15 protein-coding genes are annotated in these 16261 nt (G+C 60.5%); 10 read left to right on the forward strand and 5 right to left on the reverse strand.

Annotation, left to right across the window (positions count from 1 at the left end; genetic code table 11):
- The first annotated feature begins 31 nt into the window (after positions 1-31).
- Genes thiM through E0L20_RS17245 form a run of 3 tightly spaced genes read left to right on the forward strand, consistent with a single transcriptional unit; the run spans position 32 to position 2389 of the window.
- Positions 32-802: a hydroxyethylthiazole kinase gene (gene thiM, locus E0L20_RS17235; protein ID WP_131635017.1), complete on the forward strand. Its 771-nt coding sequence runs from the start codon at positions 32-34 to the stop codon at positions 800-802.
- Positions 799-1599 (forward strand): bifunctional hydroxymethylpyrimidine kinase/phosphomethylpyrimidine kinase, encoded by an 801-nt coding sequence (gene thiD / locus E0L20_RS17240; RefSeq protein ID WP_131635018.1) that lies wholly within the window; start codon positions 799-801, stop codon positions 1597-1599. The genes thiM and thiD overlap by 4 nt, the downstream gene beginning before the upstream one ends.
- A 43-nt stretch (positions 1600-1642) precedes the next feature.
- Entirely contained in the window at positions 1643-2389 is a 747-nt protein-coding gene (locus E0L20_RS17245; RefSeq protein ID WP_131635019.1) for a GntR family transcriptional regulator, read from the forward strand.
- Here E0L20_RS17245 and E0L20_RS17250 read toward each other — a convergent pair.
- The 3 genes from E0L20_RS17250 to E0L20_RS17260 are packed head-to-tail and all read right to left on the reverse strand — an operon-like array spanning position 2363 to position 5591.
- Entirely contained in the window at positions 2363-3316 is a 954-nt protein-coding gene (locus tag E0L20_RS17250) for a PfkB family carbohydrate kinase (RefSeq protein ID WP_131635020.1), read from the reverse strand. The two genes, E0L20_RS17245 and E0L20_RS17250, sit on opposite strands and share 27 nt — an antisense overlap.
- Positions 3313-4317, reverse strand: coding sequence for an ADP-ribosylglycohydrolase family protein (locus E0L20_RS17255; RefSeq protein WP_131635021.1), 1005 nt, complete (start codon positions 4315-4317; stop codon positions 3313-3315). The genes E0L20_RS17250 and E0L20_RS17255 overlap by 4 nt, the downstream gene beginning before the upstream one ends.
- Positions 4314-5591, reverse strand: coding sequence for a nucleoside permease (locus E0L20_RS17260; RefSeq protein ID WP_131635022.1), 1278 nt, complete (start codon positions 5589-5591; stop codon positions 4314-4316). The genes E0L20_RS17255 and E0L20_RS17260 overlap by 4 nt, the downstream gene beginning before the upstream one ends.
- Positions 5592-5841: 250 nt before the next feature.
- On the opposite strand from E0L20_RS17260, the gene fbaB reads away from it, so the two are divergent.
- The 7 genes from fbaB (at position 5842) to E0L20_RS17295 (ending at position 13554) form a co-directional block, all read left to right on the forward strand.
- On the forward strand, positions 5842-6894 hold the full coding sequence (gene fbaB, locus E0L20_RS17265; protein ID WP_131635023.1) for a class I fructose-bisphosphate aldolase: 1053 nt from the start codon (positions 5842-5844) through the stop codon (positions 6892-6894).
- A 304-nt stretch (positions 6895-7198) separates the two neighbouring features.
- Positions 7199-8353, forward strand: coding sequence for a mandelate racemase family protein (locus tag E0L20_RS17270; protein WP_131635024.1), 1155 nt, complete (start codon positions 7199-7201; stop codon positions 8351-8353).
- A gap of 33 nt (positions 8354-8386) precedes the next feature.
- The gene (locus E0L20_RS17275; protein ID WP_131635025.1) at positions 8387-10003 is read left to right on the forward strand and encodes an ABC transporter substrate-binding protein; all 1617 of its coding nucleotides are present in this window, start codon (positions 8387-8389) and stop codon (positions 10001-10003) included.
- Positions 10000-11037: an ABC transporter permease gene (locus E0L20_RS17280; protein WP_131635026.1), complete on the forward strand. Its 1038-nt coding sequence runs from the start codon at positions 10000-10002 to the stop codon at positions 11035-11037. The genes E0L20_RS17275 and E0L20_RS17280 overlap by 4 nt, the downstream gene beginning before the upstream one ends.
- Positions 11034-11939 (forward strand): ABC transporter permease, encoded by a 906-nt coding sequence (locus E0L20_RS17285; RefSeq protein ID WP_131635027.1) that lies wholly within the window; start codon positions 11034-11036, stop codon positions 11937-11939. Before E0L20_RS17280 ends, E0L20_RS17285 begins: the two co-directional genes overlap by 4 nt.
- A complete protein-coding gene (locus tag E0L20_RS17290) occupies positions 11911-12771 on the forward strand; it encodes an ABC transporter ATP-binding protein (RefSeq protein WP_131635028.1) in 861 nt (286 codons plus the stop codon). The genes E0L20_RS17285 and E0L20_RS17290 overlap by 29 nt, the downstream gene beginning before the upstream one ends.
- A 9-nt stretch (positions 12772-12780) precedes the next feature.
- Positions 12781-13554 carry an ABC transporter ATP-binding protein gene (locus E0L20_RS17295; protein ID WP_131635029.1) on the forward strand — a complete coding sequence of 258 codons (774 nt, stop codon included), beginning with the start codon at positions 12781-12783 and terminating at the stop codon, positions 13552-13554.
- An 80-nt stretch (positions 13555-13634) separates the two neighbouring features.
- Here E0L20_RS17295 and yegS read toward each other — a convergent pair whose 3' ends face one another.
- Both yegS and trhP read right to left on the reverse strand, forming a co-directional pair.
- Entirely contained in the window at positions 13635-14534 is a 900-nt protein-coding gene (gene yegS / locus E0L20_RS17300) for a lipid kinase YegS (protein ID WP_131635030.1), read from the reverse strand.
- Between the two features lie 248 nt (positions 14535-14782).
- On the reverse strand, positions 14783-16144 hold the full coding sequence (trhP, locus tag E0L20_RS17310; protein ID WP_131635031.1) for a prephenate-dependent tRNA uridine(34) hydroxylase TrhP: 1362 nt from the start codon (positions 16142-16144) through the stop codon (positions 14783-14785).
- Positions 16145-16261: the final 117 nt, after the last annotated feature.

Here is a 16261-nt window from a genome sequence, read left to right on the forward strand (position 1 = left end):
TCGCTTCTTTCCGCACGGCAGGAGCGAAACCATGCAGCCTGACCTGCTCGATCTACACGTTTTACATCAGTTCCGTACCCGTTCTCCGCTCACCCACTGTATGACTAACGACGTCGTTCAGGCCTTTACGGCCAACGTTCTGCTCGCGCTGGGTGCCTCTCCGGCGATGGTGATCGAAGCCGAAGAGGCTGAACAGTTTGCGGCGCTAGCCGATGCGCTGCTGATCAACGTCGGCACGCTGACCGCGCCGCGCGCCCAGTCGATGCGTCGTGCAATTGAAAGCGCGGTGGACGCGGGCAAACCCTGGACGCTCGACCCGGTCGCCGTAGGCGCGCTGGCGTTCCGCACCCGTTTCTGCCATCAAATCCTCACCCTCAAACCTGCAGCCATTCGCGGCAATGCGTCGGAAATTCTCGCCCTTGCCGGAATGAGCGCGGGCGGTCGCGGGGTCGATACGACCGATACCGCTTCTACGGCGCTTCCCGCAGCACAGGCGCTGGCGCGCCAGGTCAATACCATCGTGGTCGTGACGGGAGAAGTGGATTACGTCACTGACGGACAGAGGATACGCACCGTTACGGGTGGCGATCCGCTAATGACCCGCGTCGTCGGCACAGGCTGCGCGCTCTCGGCAGTCGTGGCAGCCAGCTGTTCACTGCCCGGCGACCGGCTGGATAACATCGCCGCCGCCTGCGGATGGATGAAGCGCGCCGGAACGGTCGCCGTGGCGCAGTCACGCGGTCCCGGCAGCTTCGCAAGCGCGTTTCTCGACGCGCTTTATACGCTGGAGGAGCAGGCATGAAGCGAATCAACGCACTCACCATTGCCGGCACCGACCCAAGCGGCGGCGCAGGCATCCAGGCTGACCTGAAAACCTTCTCCGCGCTTGGCGCATACGGCTGTTCCGTGATTACCGCGCTGGTGGCGCAAAATACGCGCGGCGTACAGTCGGTCTACCATATCGAACCGGATTTTGTCGCCGCGCAGCTGGATTCGGTGTTTAGCGACGTGCGCATTGATACCACCAAAATCGGCATGCTGGCCGAGACGGATATCGTCGACGCGGTGGCCGAGCGTCTTAAACGCTATCAGGTGCAAAACGTGGTGCTCGATACCGTGATGCTGGCAAAAAGCGGTGACCCGCTGCTCTCCGCCTCTGCCGTTGAGACGTTGCGCAAAAAGCTGTTGCCGCAGGTGGCGCTGATTACGCCAAACCTGCCGGAAGCCGCGGCGCTGCTGGACGCTGCGCACGCGCAAACGGAACGTGAAATGAAAGAGCAGGGGCGGGCGCTGCTGGCGATGGGCTGCGGCGCAGTGCTGATGAAGGGCGGGCATCTTGACGACGCCGAAAGCCCGGACTGGCTCTTCACCCGCGACGGTGAAACGCGCTTTACCGCCCCGCGCGTGCAGACCAAAAACACCCACGGCACGGGCTGCACGCTCTCTGCCGCGCTGGCGGCGCTGCGACCGCGGCACAGCGGCTGGGCAGATACGGTGCAGGAAGCCAAGAGTTGGCTCTCGGCGGCGCTGGCAAAAGCCGATACTCTGGAGGTCGGTCACGGTATTGGACCGGTTCACCATTTTCATGCATGGTGGTAACTCAGTATAATGGCTGTAAACACCACGCCTGAGAAAAACAGAGATGGAACAAGCGCATACCCGGCTAATCGCTCAGCTGAATGAACGGATCTCAGCAGCAGACAAGACGCCGCTGTACCTGAAATTTGCCGAAACGGTAAAAAACGCGGTACGCAGCGGCGTGCTGGAGCACGGGAATATCCTGCCCGGCGAGCGAGATCTGAGCCAGTTAACCGGCGTGTCGCGCATCACAGTGCGTAAGGCAATGCAGGCGCTTGAGGAGGAGGGCGTGGTCACGCGCTCCCGCGGCTACGGGACGCAAATCAATAACATCTTCGAGTATTCGCTGAAGGAGGCGCGCGGGTTCTCACAGCAGGTGGTGCTGCGGGGCAAAAAGCCCAACACCCTGTGGGTCAACAAGCGGGTGGTGAAATGCCCCCAAGAGGTGGCTAATCATCTTTCGATCGCGCCGGACAGCGAGGTCTTTTTGCTCAAGCGCATTCGTTACGTTGATGATGATGCGGTCTCCATTGAAGAGTCCTGGGTGCCGACGGGATTCATCCACGATCCCGATGCGATCGGCGTCTCGCTGTACGATTACTTCCGCAGCCAGAATATCTTTCCTCAGCGCACCCGCTCCCGCGTGAGCGCCCGCATGCCGGACAGCGAGTTTCAGACGCACATTAAGATGGACGAAAAAATACCGGTGCTGGTGATCAAGCAGGTTGCGCTTGACCAACAGCACCGGCCGATTGAGTACAGCATCAGCTACTGCCGCAGCGATCTATACGTCTTCGTGTGCGAGGAGTAATTCCTCGCGGGTTGGCGCACAGTCGCCGCCGCGGTGGCTGACCACCCAGGCGGCTACCGCATTCCCCAGCAGCACCGCATCTGGAAGCGTCCATCCCGCCGCCAGCCCCGCGAGCGTGCCTCCCGCGTGGCTATCGCCCGCACCAATGGTATCCACAACCGTGGCAGGAAACGCCGGAACAACGCCAGAGGCGTCACCGTCGTACCAGGCTGCGCCGTCTTTATCATGGCGCACTATCAGCGGAGCACCAAAGCGCTGCTGCCACTGTGCGCCCAGGGTATCCACGACGAATCCGAATCTTTCAGCGGCAATCTCTGCTTCCTGGCGATTGAGCGATACGATCGGCCCGCAGGCCATAATCCGCGCCATCAGCGCGTCGGGAACGTCCGCGATGCGGGGGCCGAAATCGATAAAGGCCGTCACGTCACGCAGTCCTTCCAGCCAGGCCGTCAGCAGTTCTCCGCACTGCGAGGCCAGCTGGTAGCCGGACAACGAAACCAGGCTATTCTTCGGAACGTTAAGCCCGTCAAGCCAGCTCGGCTGCCACTGGTTCTCCACGCCGCTAAAGGACATAAAGGTGCGCTCGCCGTCAGGCTCCACCAGCGCCAGGCACCAGCCGTTATCGCCAGCTTCGGCCTCTACGGCGCTGTGCAGATCCTGCTTCGCCATCGCGTTGCGGATAATATCCGCCCACACGCCGTGTCCGACGGGCAGGGCGTTTTGTGACGAAATGCCGAGCCGCTTCAGGGCGATAGCAATATTCAGCGCGCAGCCGCCGATATTGACGCCCTGCTGCTTAAGCTCGATATCGCACCCGCGCCAGGGCAGGGCGTAGGCGTCGGCGATAACGTCAATCACCGCCGCGCCCAGCACCGTCACCGGACGCGTGGCGCGCAGCGCTTCAAGGCGTTGGGCAAACGAACTCATACGCCCTCCCTTTGCTCCCGATAGTGCAGGAGCTTTTCGCAATAGTGGCCAAAATCGAGCTGGTTTACGGCGTCGAGTTCGGCCTTCAGAGCCGGATCGATCGCCTGCACGCCGTGCAGCGCGCCGCAGATTGCCGTTGCCATCGCGCCAATGGTATCGGTATCGCCGCCCAGGTTGGCGCATAAAATGGCGCAGCGGTTCGGATCGGTTCCCGCCAGTTCGACCATTGCAATCGCCGCCGGAACGGATTCGATGGTGCTGGTGCCCGCGCCGACGAGCTGATACACCGCCTCGCTCGCGGATTCAATCCCGTTGGCTTCTCGTACGGTTTTCAGTGCCAGCTCGATACGCGCCGCAAGCGATGCGCTGAAGGTGGTGGTTTTCGCTTCCTGCGCATAGCGGGCGATCCCCGGCAGGGCATCAACGATGTTCTGCCAGCGTTCGCCGTCGACGGCGCGTGAAATTGCCCACGCAATAACAGCCGCACCGGCAATGGCGAGGTCCGATTTATGCGTTGGGCTGGAGGCCAGCGCGATCTGCTCGACAAAGTGCTCCAGACGCGTTGCCGGGAGCAGGCAGCCCAGCGGAGAGGCGCGCATCGCCGCCCCGTTGGTCACGCCGTTGTTTTCCAGCTCGCTCACCGGCCTGCCGTCGCGAATGGCGTTGAGGGCAATTTTCGAGGTGGGGCCAAGCACGTTCTTATTGAACGCGTCAAAATCCAGCGCCCAGTTAAGAATATGCTTGCCGATAACGTCCGCGTTAATCTGCCCGTCGCACTCGATAATCGCATCCGCCAGGCAGAGCGCCATCGAGGTATCGTCGGTGAACTCGGCCTGGTTGAAATAGCAGGCCGCATTGTTCTCTGCCGGGCCGGGTAAGAAACGGTCGATCCAGCCGAAGTGCGCCTTAACGCGCTTTCTCGGCCACAGCTCCGACGGCATGCCCATCGCATCCCCTAACGCCTGCCCGTAAAGAGCACCGAGAATACGTTCTTGTTTCATTTAACTTCCCCTTGTGTCAGCGCGGTATCGCTATCGACCACCTCAATTGCGGCGATCTCTTTATCCGATTCGCGGAAAAACAGCATAAACAGCACGGCAATCACGGCAATCATGATTGCGCCAAACGTCCACATTCCGGCCCAGTTGAAGGTCAGCCCATTCACCGGCTCTTTGTAAGCGAACATTTTTTCCATCATCACGCCGCCCAGGCGGTAACCCAGCAGGCTACCGAAGCCCTGACAGCACAGCGTAATCAAGCCCTGCGCCGCGGTGCGCATGTGCGCCGGCGCTTTTTTGTCCACGTAGATGTACGCGGTCACGTAGTAGAAGTCGTAGCTCACGCCGTGCAGCAGTATGCCGAGGAACAGCAGGGCGTAGGTGAAGTACTGATCCGCGCCGCCGTAAACAAAGAAACCGTAGCGGATAGCGGCGGTGATCAGGCCCAGCAGTAAGACCTTCTTAATACCAAAGCGTTTGGTGAAGAACGGCAGGGCCAGCATAAAGAAGATTTCGGAGAACTGGCCGAGGGTCATCCAGCCGGTGGCGTTTTTCATCCCCACTTCGGTGAGGTAGCCGTTGGCGAAGATGTAGTAGAAGGCCAGCGGCATCGCGAACAGGAACGAGCAGAAGAAGAAAACCAGGAAGTTTTTGTCGCGCAGCAGGATCAGCGCGTCCAGCCCCAGCATTACCTTGACGTCCAGCTTGCCGGTGCTCTTCGGCGGTGTGTTTGGCAGGAACAGGGCGAACACGCCCAGCAGCGCAGAGCTGGCGGCGGTCATCAGCAGCGGGATGTTGGTGTCGGAGATATCGCTATAGCCCATCATCTGCGGCAGGAACCCGCACGCCAGGCCCGAGGCGATCCAGCCGATGGTGCCCATCACGCGGATGCGCGGGAAATCGGCCTCGACGTCGTCCACGTTGGCGAAGGCGATGCTGTTGGTCAGCGCGATGGTCGGCATATAGGTGAGCGAGTAGGCCAGCAGCAGCGGGAAGAAGGTGCTGAACTGGGTTTGCTGTGCGGCGAAGTACATCAGAATGGCGCCGGCAAACATCAGTACCGCCAGCACTTTCTGCGCGGCGAAGAAGCGGTCGGTCAGCGAGCCGACAAGAATAGGCGAGAGGATCGCGGCAATGGCGGTACAGGCATAGGACCAGCCGATTTCCCCGGCGGTGAAGCCGCTTTTGCTCAGCCACAGCCACAGCGGCACAAACCAGGCGCCCCAGATAAACCATTCAACAAACATCATGAATGACAGTTGGACTTTCGTTTTCATTTTTTAATCCTGCATGTCAGAGAGGGTACGCCTTTAACATACCATCTAATAATACCTTTTAAATACCTTTGAGGCGATTGTTTGATCAGTGTAACAAAATTGTTGTACATGAAACGAGCCAGCAGATTGTGCTTAAAAAAGTTGCAGACGGTGGAAAATCTGTTAAGTCGGTACCAGGCTTAGTCTGCCTGCAATTTGTAGGTTTGGATTACACGCTCCGACTTCTCGTCGGACTTACGGGAGCATCACTATGACTGATATTGCGCAGTTGCTTGGCAAAGACGCCGACAGCCTTTTACAGCATCGTTGTATGACCATTCCAGCCGACCAGCTTTACCTGCCCGGCCACGATTACGTAGACCGCGTGATGATGGATAACAACCGTCCGCCTGCCGTGCTGCGAAACATGCAGACGCTTTACAATACCGGACGACTGGCCGGCACGGGCTACCTATCGATTCTGCCGGTTGACCAGGGCGTTGAGCACTCTGCTGGCGCATCGTTCGCGGCCAACCCGCTCTATTTTGATCCGAAGAACATTGTTGAACTGGCGATTGAGGCGGGCTGTAACTGCGTTGCGTCTACCTACGGCGTGCTGGCCTCCGTTTCCCGCCGCTACGCCCACCGCATTCCGTTCCTCGTTAAGCTTAACCACAACGAAACCCTGAGCTACCCGACCGAATATGACCAGACCCTGTACGCCAGCGTGGAGCAGGCGTTCAACATGGGCGCGGTGGCGGTGGGAGCGACCATCTATTTCGGCTCCGAGCAGTCGCGTCGTCAGATTGAAGAGATCTCTGCGGCGTTCGAGCGCGCGCACGAGCTGGGGATGGTGACGGTGCTTTGGGCTTACCTGCGTAACAACGCGTTCAAGAAAGACGGCGTGGATTACCACGTGTCAGCCGATCTGACCGGCCAGGCGAACCACCTGGCGGCGACCATCGGCGCGGATATCGTGAAGCAGAAAATGGCCGAAAACAACGGCGGCTATAAGGCGGTGAACTTTGGCTACACCGACGATCGCGTGTACAGCAAGCTGACCAGCGAAAACCCGATCGATCTGGTGCGTTACCAGCTGGCGAACTGCTACATGGGGCGCGCGGGTCTGATTAACTCCGGCGGGGCGGCAGGCGGCGATACCGACCTGTCCGACGCGGTGCGCACGGCGGTGATCAACAAACGTGCGGGCGGCATGGGGCTGATTCTGGGCCGTAAGGCGTTTAAGAAAACCATGGCCGACGGCGTGAAGCTGATTAATGCGGTTCAGGATGTGTATCTGGACAGTAAAGTGACGATTGCTTAAGACATGTCCCCCTCACCCTAACCCTCTCCCCGCAGGGGAGAGGGGATGGTTTGCTCCCTCTCCCTCCGGGAGAGGGTCGGGGTGAGGGGCAATAAATACCGCATTTTATTTCTCCCGATCCACCTCACACTTCCCCTCCCTTTTGTGAAAACTGTCACTTCTTACCGTGCATATGCACAAAAAATGGTCGGCGCTTAGCGGAATTTGTCTAAGGCAGCGGATGAATTTTGCGCTTAAAGTTTATTTCGAAACAGCTTTTCAAAATGAACGTTGCGCTGAACCTCCGTAGTGTTAAGGACCGATAATGAAAATTGAATCTGTAAACGTCACCGTCTTTCAGTATCCGACGCGCCGGGTTTCTGACGCCGCCGGGCATTCGCATCCGGGGCCGGAAAGCATGGCCAAAATGGCGATGCTGACCATCACGGCAGAGGATGGCACCCGCGGATACTCCTTCGCGCCGCCGGAAGTGGTGCGCCCCTTTGTGGTCAACACCTTCTTTCGCAAAGTGCTGGTCGGCCAGGACGCGTTCAACCGCGAGCGCATCTGGCAGGATCTGGCGCACTGGCAGCGGGGCAGCGCGCATCAGCTGACCGAGCGCGCGCTGGGCTTCGTCGAACAGGCGCTGTGGGATCTGATTGGCCGCAAGCTCAATATGCCGGTCTGGAAGCTGCTGGGCGGCTACCGCGACACGGTTCCGGCCTACGGCAGCACCATGTGCGGGGACGATCTGCCCGGTGGCTTATCCACGCCGGACGAGTACGCCAGCTTTGCCGAGACGCTGGTGGCGCGTGGCTATAAGGCCATCAAGCTGCACACCTGGATGCCGCCCGTCTCCTTTGCGCCCAATCCGAAGATGGACGTCAAGGCCTGTGCCGCCGTGCGTGAGGCGGTGGGCCCGGATATCGATCTCATGATCGACGGCTACCACTGGTACAGCCGCACCGAGGCGCTGTACATCGGCAAAGAGCTGGAGAAACTCAACTTCGCCTGGTTCGAAGAGCCAATGGAAGAGGAGAGCATGGCCTCCTACGCCTGGCTGGCGGAAAACCTGTCGATCCCGATTATCGGGCCGGAAAGCCTGGGCGGAAAGCATCACAGCCGCGCGGACTGGATCAAAGCCGGAGCGTGCGACATCCTGCGTGCGGGGGCAAACGGCGTGGGCGGCATTTCACCGACGCTGAAGGTGGCGAACCTGGCGGAGTCATTTGGCATGGACTGCGAAGTGCACGGCAACGGTGCGGCGAGCCTGGCGGTGATTGGCGCCATCAAAAACTGCCGCTGGTACGAGCGCGGCCTGCTGCATCCGTTCCTCGACTACGACCAGCCGGCGGCCTACCTCAACAGCCTGGTCGACCCGATGGACGAGCACGGCATGGTCAGCCTGCCGACCCGCCCGGGACTGGGCGAAGACATTAATTTTGCATATATCGAAGCCAATACCGTCAGCCACGACTGACAGATAAAAACGTACCCTACAGGCGATATATACATGAAACGATCTCCTTTAGCCGGGGCGTGCCTGCTCGCGCTCTCGCTGATGATGGGGAGCGGTGCGGCATACGCAAAAACGCCGCCCGACCAGCTCATCATCGGCATGAATATGAACAACCTTCTGACCCTCGATCCGGCAGCGATGACCGGTAACGAGGTGGTCGGTATTGTGGTCAATCTCTACGACTCGCTGGTGGAGCTTGACCCGAACGAACTCACCCACGTCAGGCCCGCGCTGGCGACGTCCTGGGATATTTCTCCGGACCGTCAAACCCTGACCTTCCACCTGCGCAATGACGTAACGTTCCATTCCGGTAATCCGCTGACGGCGGAGGACGTGGTCTGGTCGATGCGCCGCCTGCTGCACCTCAACCTGGCGCAGGCCTCGGTGTGGAAATCCTACGGGTTTTCAAAGAAAAATATCGATAGCCAAATCAGCGCCCCGGATGCGTATACGGTGCAGATTGTCCTGCCCAAAGCCAACGACCCGCAACTGGTGATCTACTCCCTTGGCGCGCTCGGCAACCTCGGCGTGCTCGACAGCAAAACGGTGCAGCAGCACGCGGTCAACAACGACTGGGGCAACCGCTGGCTGACCACCAACGAAGCCGGTTCCGGGCCGTTTATGCTGGAAACCTGGCAGGCGAAAGACGTGCTGCGCATGCAGCGCAACCCGCACTACTGGCGGGAAACGCCGAAGATGAGCCGCGTGGTGCTGCGCCATTTCCAGGAGTCGCAAACCCTGCGCCTGATGATTGAAAAGGGCGACCTCGACGTTGCCAACAACATGGCGGTGGCGGACATCAACGCCCTGCGCAAGGACCCGCAGCTTACCGTCGAGGCCGTGCAAAAGGGCACGGTCTACTACGTGGCGATGAGCATGAAGGAGGCCCATTTTGCCAACCCGAAGGTGCGCGAGGCGGTGCGCTACCTGATTGACTATCAGGGCATCAACAACGCCCTGATGCCGGGCTACGGCGTGCTGCACCAGCGCCCGATTAAAGCCGGAATGCCCTCCACGCTACCGGACCCGGGCTACAGGCTCGATATCCCGCGCGCCAAAAAGCTGCTGGCGGAGGCGGGCTACCCGGACGGGTTTGATACCACCCTGCGGGTGCTGGCGGATCAGCCGTTCCTCAACATCGCTATCGCCGTGCAGTCGACGATGATGCAGGCGGGGATCAACGCCAAAATCATCACCGGCACCGGGAACCAGATTTACGGCGCGATGCGCGAACGCAGGTTCGACATGCTGGTCGGGCGCGGCGGCAGCGGGGTAGAGCCGCACCCGCACTCCAGCCTGCGCGCGCTGGTCTACAACCCGGACAACAGCGACGAAGCGCGTCTAACCAACTTCCAGGGCTGGCGCACCAGCTTTTACGATAAGCCGCTTAACGAGATGATCGACAAGGCCCTGCTGGAGCGCGATCCGAAGAAACAGATTGCCGAGTACCAGCAGATCCAGGTGCGCTACGACGAACTGATCCCGGCGATGATCCCCCTGTCGCAGATGGTCGATTCGGTGGTGGTGCGTAACGAGGTGAAGAACTTCCAGTCGCACCCGTCGGCCACCACTTTCCTGCGCGACGTCTACAAAACCGGAGGTGAAAAATGAGCGTGGCGATCCTCTCTCCCGGCTCCCGGACCCGGCGCTTCTCAAAGCGGCTGACGCAGGTGCTGGTAACGCTGTTCGGCCTGCTGCTGCTGACCTTTTTCATTGGCCGCGTGATGCCCGTCGACCCGGTGCTGGCGATCGTCGGCCCGGATGCCGACCACGGCACCTACCAGCAGGTGTATCACCAGCTGGGGTTCGATAAATCGCTGCTGACGCAGTTCGGCATTTACCTTAGCAACCTTCTGCACGGCGATCTGGGCAACGCGCTGCTGACGGGCAAACCGGTGACCGCCGATATCCTGCGCGTCTTCCCGGCGACGCTGGAGCTGGCGACGATGGCGATTATCGTCGGCGCGGGCCTGGGCATTCCGCTCGGCGTGCTGGCGGCGGCGCGGCGTAACAGCGTTTCCGACTACGTGGTACGGATCATCAGCCTGGCGGGCTACTCGACGCCGATCTTTTGGGTCGGGATGATGGGGCTGCTGCTGTTCTACGCCTGGCTTGGCTGGGTGGGAGGCGCAGGGCGTCTGGATCTGGGGCTGGAGGGCTTAGTCCCGCGGCGCACCGGGCTGATGACGGTGGATGCGCTGCTGGCCGGGAACGGCGCGGTGTTCTGGAACGCCGTTAACCATCTGGTGCTGCCCGCTTCGCTGCTTGGCTTCCACTCGCTGGCCTACATCAGCCGCATGACCCGCAGCTTTATGCTGGCGCAGCTGTTGCAGGAGTTCATCATCACCGCGCGGGTGAAAGGCCTGACCGAACGTCAGGTGATCTGGAACCACGCGTTTCGCAACATCCTCGTGCAGCTGCTGACGGTGGTGGCGCTGGCCTACGGCTCGCTGCTGGAAGGGGCAGTGCTGATCGAGACCGTCTTCTCCTGGCCGGGCTTCGGCTCGTATCTCACCGGCAGCCTGCTGCTCGGGGATATGAACGCGGTGATGGGCTGCGTGCTGCTGGTGGGGGTTATCTTCGTGATGCTCAACCTGCTCTCCGACATGCTGTATCAACTCTTTGACCCGAGGACGAAATCATGACCGTTTCTCTGGATACGCCGCTGGGGGCAGGGCCGTCCGAAAGCCGCCAGCGTATCAGGCGCGCGCTGGGCCGCGCCGCCGGTTTTGTCGGCAAGATGGCGCGCAACCCGCTCACCGCCATCGGCGGCGGGATTATCCTGCTGCTGCTGATCGTGGCGGCCTTTGCGCCGCTGATTGCCCCGTACAACCCGCTGGTTCAGGACCTTAGCAACGCGCTCGCCGCCCCGAACGCGCGGCACTGGTTCGGCACCGACGAGTTTGGCCGCGACATCTTCAGCCGCCTGGTGTACGGCTCGCGCATCACGCTCTATATCGTGCTGCTGGTCTCCGTGACCGTCGGGCCGCTGGGGCTGCTGCTGGGCGTCACCGCAGGCTATTTTGGCGGCAAGGTGGATGCTGTGCTGATGCGCGTGACCGATATCTTTATCTCCTTCCCGAGCCTGGTGCTGGCGCTGGCGTTTGTGGCGGCGCTCGGTCCCGGGCTGGAGCACGTAGTGATAGCGATTACGCTCACCGCCTGGCCGCCGATCGCCCGTCTGGCGCGCGCCGAAACGCTCTCCCTGCGACAGGCCGATTTTATCTCCGCCGTGCGCCTGCAGGGGGCGTCACCGGCCCGCGTGCTGTGGCGCCACATCGTGCCGCTGTGCCTGCCGTCGGTGATTATCCGCATCACCATGAACATGGCGGGCATCATTCTCACCGCCGCCGGGCTGGGCTTCCTCGGCCTCGGCGCCCAGCCGCCGGAGCCGGAGTGGGGCGCGATGATCTCAAGCGGCCGCACCTACATGATGGAGTGCTGGTGGGTAGTGACTATTCCGGGGCTGGCGATCCTGATCAACAGCCTGGCGTTCAACTTCTTAGGAGATGGCCTCCGTGACATCCTCGATCCTCGCAGCGAATAACCCTCTGCTCGACGTGCGCGATCTCCACGTCGATTTCATCAACGGCGGCGCGGTCACCCACGCGGTGCGCGGCGTCTCCTTCCAGCTTGGACGCGAAAAGCTGGCGATCGTCGGCGAGTCCGGCTCCGGCAAATCTACCGTCGGGCGGGCGCTGCTGCGCCTGCATCCGGCCAAAGCGCAAATCAACGCCGCGCGGATGCAGTTTGGCGACGTCGATTTACAGGCCGTCAGCGAGGCGCAGATGCGCGGCATTCGCGGCAAGCGTATCTCGATGATCATGCAGGACCCGAAATACTCGCTCAACCCGGTGGTCTGCGTGGGCGATCAGATTGCTGAAGCCTGGCTGACGCATCATCCGGGGCGCAGGGCCGAAGCCAGGGCCAAAGTGCTGGAGATGCTCGACGTCGTGCGCATTCGCCAGCCCGAGCGGGTGTATCACCTCTATCCGCACGAGATTTCCGGCGGGCAGGGGCAGCGCATCATGATTGCGATGATGCTGATCGCTGAGCCGGAGCTGGTGATTGCCGACGAACCGACCTCGGCGCTGGACGTGTCGGTGCGTTTACAGGTGCTCGGACTGCTCGACGACCTGGTGCAGTCCCGCGGGCTCGGGCTGATCTTTATCAGCCACGACATCAGCCTGGTGCGCAGCTTCTGCGATCGGGTGCTGGTGATGTACGCCGGGCGCGTGGTGGAGTCCATTGCCGCGAAAGACCTGCACAACGCGAAGCATCCGTACACGCAGGGGTTAATCAGCGCGCTGCCGGAAATCAACCATCGCCGCCCGACGCTGCCGGTATTACAGCGTCAGGCCAGCTGGCTCACCGACTAAGGAGCAAAGATGATCGAGATTAACCACCTCAACCTGGCGTTCGGCGAGGGCGAGAAGCGCAATCAGGTGCTGGATGACGTAAACATCAGCGTGAAGGAGGGCGAGATTTATGGCCTGGTGGGAGAGTCCGGTTCGGGCAAAACCACGGTGCTCAAATGCCTGGCCGGGCTGTTTACCCACTGGGACGGCGAGCTTTCCATTGACGGCAGGCCGCTGGAAAAGCGCATTAGCCGGGAACGGTGCCGTCGGGTGCAGATGGTGTTTCAGGACCCGTACGGCTCGCTGCATCCGCGCCACACCATCGGGGATATTCTGGAGGAGCCGCTGCAGATCCACGGCATCGGCGATCGGGAGCGGCGCATTTATACCTTGCTGGACAAGGTGGGGCTGAACCGGGCGTTTCGCGATCGCTATCCGCACCAGCTTTCCGGCGGCCAGCGCCAGCGCGTGGCGATTGCCCGGGCGTTAATTCTGGAGCCGCAGGTGCTGCTGCTGGACGAGCCGACCTCGGCGCTGGACGTCTCCGTGCAGGCGGAAATCCTCAACCTGCTGGCGGAGCTTCAGCGCGAGTCGAATCTGACCTACCTGATGGTGACGCACGATCTGGGCGTGATTGCCCACCTGTGCCAGAAGGTGGCGGTGATGCAGTACGGTAAAATCCTCGAAAGCCTGACCGTCGACGCGCTGGTCGCCGGGCAGGCCAAAACCGACTATACGCGGATGCTGGTCAATGCCAGCCAGCAGTATTCGCGCGAGATGGCGCGGGAGGTGGCGATTTATTAGGGTTGTGCGGTTTGGTGCCCTCACCCCGGCCCTCTCCCACAGGGAGAGGGAGAAAAACGTAGCCGCCACCCGACAAAACCTCAGCGCAAGAGCTGACAGTCCGGCGGCAGCCTGCACTGCAGCGCGCCCGGAACAACCTCAATGCGGAATTTCTCTCCGCTCAGCGGTTCGCCATCAAGGTTAAAGGTCATGCCGTGCGGGGCGATCACCTCAAACCACGCGGATTTCCCGTCAATGATGTTTGGGCTTTCTTCCGGCTGGGTGAGGGTGGTGAACAGCGCGGGCAGCAGCCCGTCGCCGGTGAAAATGCGCAGCTGGAGCTGACCGTCGTTAATCAGCGCCTCGGGGCAAAGCTGCTGCCCGCCGCCCGCCTGACGCCCGTTGCCGATGCCAATCACCAGCGCGTCGCCCTGCCAGTGGAAGTTTTCACCGTTGATTTCGCAGCGGTCGGGTTTCAGGGTATCCATGCGCATCAGGCCGTGGATCAGATACGACACGCCGCCCAGCGCCGCCTTCAGCTTTTCCGGCGTTTCGCTGGTAATGCGCGTACCGAAGCCGCCCGTCGCCATATTGATAAAACAGGTTTTATCATTCACCTGCGCAATATCAACGGCGGTTGCTTTACCGAGGATCGCCAGCTGCAGCGCTTTCCCCAGGTCCTCCGGAATACCGGCGCTGGTGGCAAAATCATTGGCGGTGCCGAGCGGTAAAATACCCATCACCGGGCGCACTGCCGGATCAAGCTCAATCAGCGCGCTGGCGATCTCGTTGATGGTCCCGTCGCCGCCGCCGGAAATAATGGTCCCGACGCCCAGGCGTATACCTTCATCGATATAACGCGCCGCGTCGCCTTTTTCAAACGTCACCCGCACGTGTATGCGCGCGCCGTCTTCCCGTAAATCGGTAATGGCCTGGCGAAGCACATCGTTGCCCGCGCTTTTGCCATTGAGAATCAATAAACTGTCTGGATAGGTTGCCATCCGGGTTGCTCCCTTTTTTTGCTTTAGAAAGAGTGTATCCCAGAGAAGTAAAAAGCGGGTAAGAACAGGATGAAAGGCAAAAAATAAGCCCGCGTAAGGGAGATTACGCAGGCTAAGGAGGTGGTTCCTGGTACAGCTAGCATTTATGGGTTATGTTTTTCAGCGGGGGGATAATACCCGTATTGAACGAAGCGGTATGTGATCCGATTCTAAGAATTATCCCACCGTGAAAAAATCCCGTTGATTGACTATTTACCGTGCGGATTACGGGTGTTTTCGCCTTCAAAATTGCGCATCAGCAGCGCAAACTCCAGCTCCACTTCTTCAGGAACCGGCAGCCAGACGACGTGACCGTCGCCCGGCGCGACGTCGATCGCTTCACCTTTTTTGTTTTCCAGATGCTCCAGACGGAAGTTCATGTTGCCCTGTGGGGTCATGAGTTCCAGGCTGTCGCCTTTGGTGAATTTGTTTTTCACCGCCACGGCCGCCAGCGCGCCTTTACGCTCGCCGGTGAAGTCGCCGACAAACTGCTGGCGCTCAGAAATGGAGTAGCCGTGCTCGTAGTTCTGATAATCGTCGTGGGTGTGACGACGCAGGAAGCCTTCGGTATAGCCGCGATGCGCCAGGCCTTCCAGGGTTTCCAGCAGGGTGGTATCGAACGGTTTACCGGCAGCGGCATCGTCGATGGCCTTGCGGTACACCTGCGCGGTACGGGCACAGTAGTAGTATGACTTGGTTCGGCCTTCGATTTTCAGCGAGTGCACGCCCATCTGCGTCAGGCGCTCTACGTGCGCGATGGCGCGCAGGTCTTTCGAGTTCATGATGTAGGTGCCGTGCTCGTCTTCAAAGGCGGTCATGTACTCGCCCGGACGCTTGGCTTCTTCAATCATAAACACGCTGTCGGTTGGCGCGCCGACGCCCAGCGTTGGCTCGACGTTGGTGACCGGGATCGGCTCGTGCTTGTGCACGATGTTGCCCACGTCATCCTCTTTGCCTTCCTGAACGTTATATTCCCAGCGGCAGGCGTTGGTGCAGGTGCCCTGGTTCGGGTCGCGCTTGTTGATATAGCCAGAGAGCAGACAACGGCCGGAGTAGGCCATGCACAGCGCGCCGTGGACGAAAATCTCGATTTCCATATCCGGCACCTGGGTGCGGATCTCTTCGATCTCTTCCAGAGACAGTTCGCGAGACAGAATGACGCGGGTGAGCCCCATCTGCTTCCAGAACTTCACCGTCGCCCAGTTGACGGCGTTGGCCTGTACGGAAAGGTGAATATCCATCTCCGGGAAGTTTTCCCGAACCAGCATGATTAAACCCGGGTCCGACATGATCAGCGCGTCCGGCCCCATATCCACCACCGGTTTCAGGTCGCGAATGAACGTTTTAAGCTTGGCGTTGTGCGGCGCGATGTTCACCACCACGTAGAATTTTTTGCCCAGGGCGTGCGCTTCGTTGATGCCGAGCTGCAGGTTCTCGTGGTTGAATTCGTTGTTGCGCACGCGCAGCGAGTAGCGCGGCTGGCCCGCGTACACCGCATCGGCACCATAAGCGAAAGCGTAACGCATATTTTGCAGCGTTCCCGCCGGGGAAAGGAGTTCCGGTTTAAACATGTTTGTTCTCGTTCTGATGACAGGTCAGATCCGCGTGCACCTGGTGCAGCGGTAAGGGGAGATCCCCCACTTTAAGGGCGGGCATTGTAGCGCTGCGGAGAAGACAGGTAAAGAGTC

This window comes from Enterobacter wuhouensis, from assembly GCF_004331265.1.
GTDB lineage: Bacteria > Pseudomonadota > Gammaproteobacteria > Enterobacterales > Enterobacteriaceae > Enterobacter > Enterobacter wuhouensis.

Coding starts and splice junctions, on each gene's coding strand:
- thiM (WP_131635017.1), top strand. CDS start 32: ATGCAGCCTGACCTGCTCGATCTACACGTTTTACATCAGTTCCGTACC.
- thiD (WP_131635018.1), top strand. CDS start 799: ATGAAGCGAATCAACGCACTCACCATTGCCGGCACCGACCCAAGCGGC.
- E0L20_RS17245 (WP_131635019.1), top strand. CDS start 1,643: ATGGAACAAGCGCATACCCGGCTAATCGCTCAGCTGAATGAACGGATC.
- E0L20_RS17250 (WP_131635020.1), bottom strand. CDS start 3,316: ATGAGTTCGTTTGCCCAACGCCTTGAAGCGCTGCGCGCCACGCGTCCG.
- E0L20_RS17255 (WP_131635021.1), bottom strand. CDS start 4,317: ATGAAACAAGAACGTATTCTCGGTGCTCTTTACGGGCAGGCGTTAGGG.
- E0L20_RS17260 (WP_131635022.1), bottom strand. CDS start 5,591: ATGAAAACGAAAGTCCAACTGTCATTCATGATGTTTGTTGAATGGTTT.
- fbaB (WP_131635023.1), top strand. CDS start 5,842: ATGACTGATATTGCGCAGTTGCTTGGCAAAGACGCCGACAGCCTTTTA.
- E0L20_RS17270 (WP_131635024.1), top strand. CDS start 7,199: ATGAAAATTGAATCTGTAAACGTCACCGTCTTTCAGTATCCGACGCGC.
- E0L20_RS17275 (WP_131635025.1), top strand. CDS start 8,387: ATGAAACGATCTCCTTTAGCCGGGGCGTGCCTGCTCGCGCTCTCGCTG.
- E0L20_RS17280 (WP_131635026.1), top strand. CDS start 10,000: ATGAGCGTGGCGATCCTCTCTCCCGGCTCCCGGACCCGGCGCTTCTCA.
- E0L20_RS17285 (WP_131635027.1), top strand. CDS start 11,034: ATGACCGTTTCTCTGGATACGCCGCTGGGGGCAGGGCCGTCCGAAAGC.
- E0L20_RS17295 (WP_131635029.1), top strand. CDS start 12,781: ATGATCGAGATTAACCACCTCAACCTGGCGTTCGGCGAGGGCGAGAAG.
- yegS (WP_131635030.1), bottom strand. CDS start 14,534: ATGGCAACCTATCCAGACAGTTTATTGATTCTCAATGGCAAAAGCGCG.
- trhP (WP_131635031.1), bottom strand. CDS start 16,144: ATGTTTAAACCGGAACTCCTTTCCCCGGCGGGAACGCTGCAAAATATG.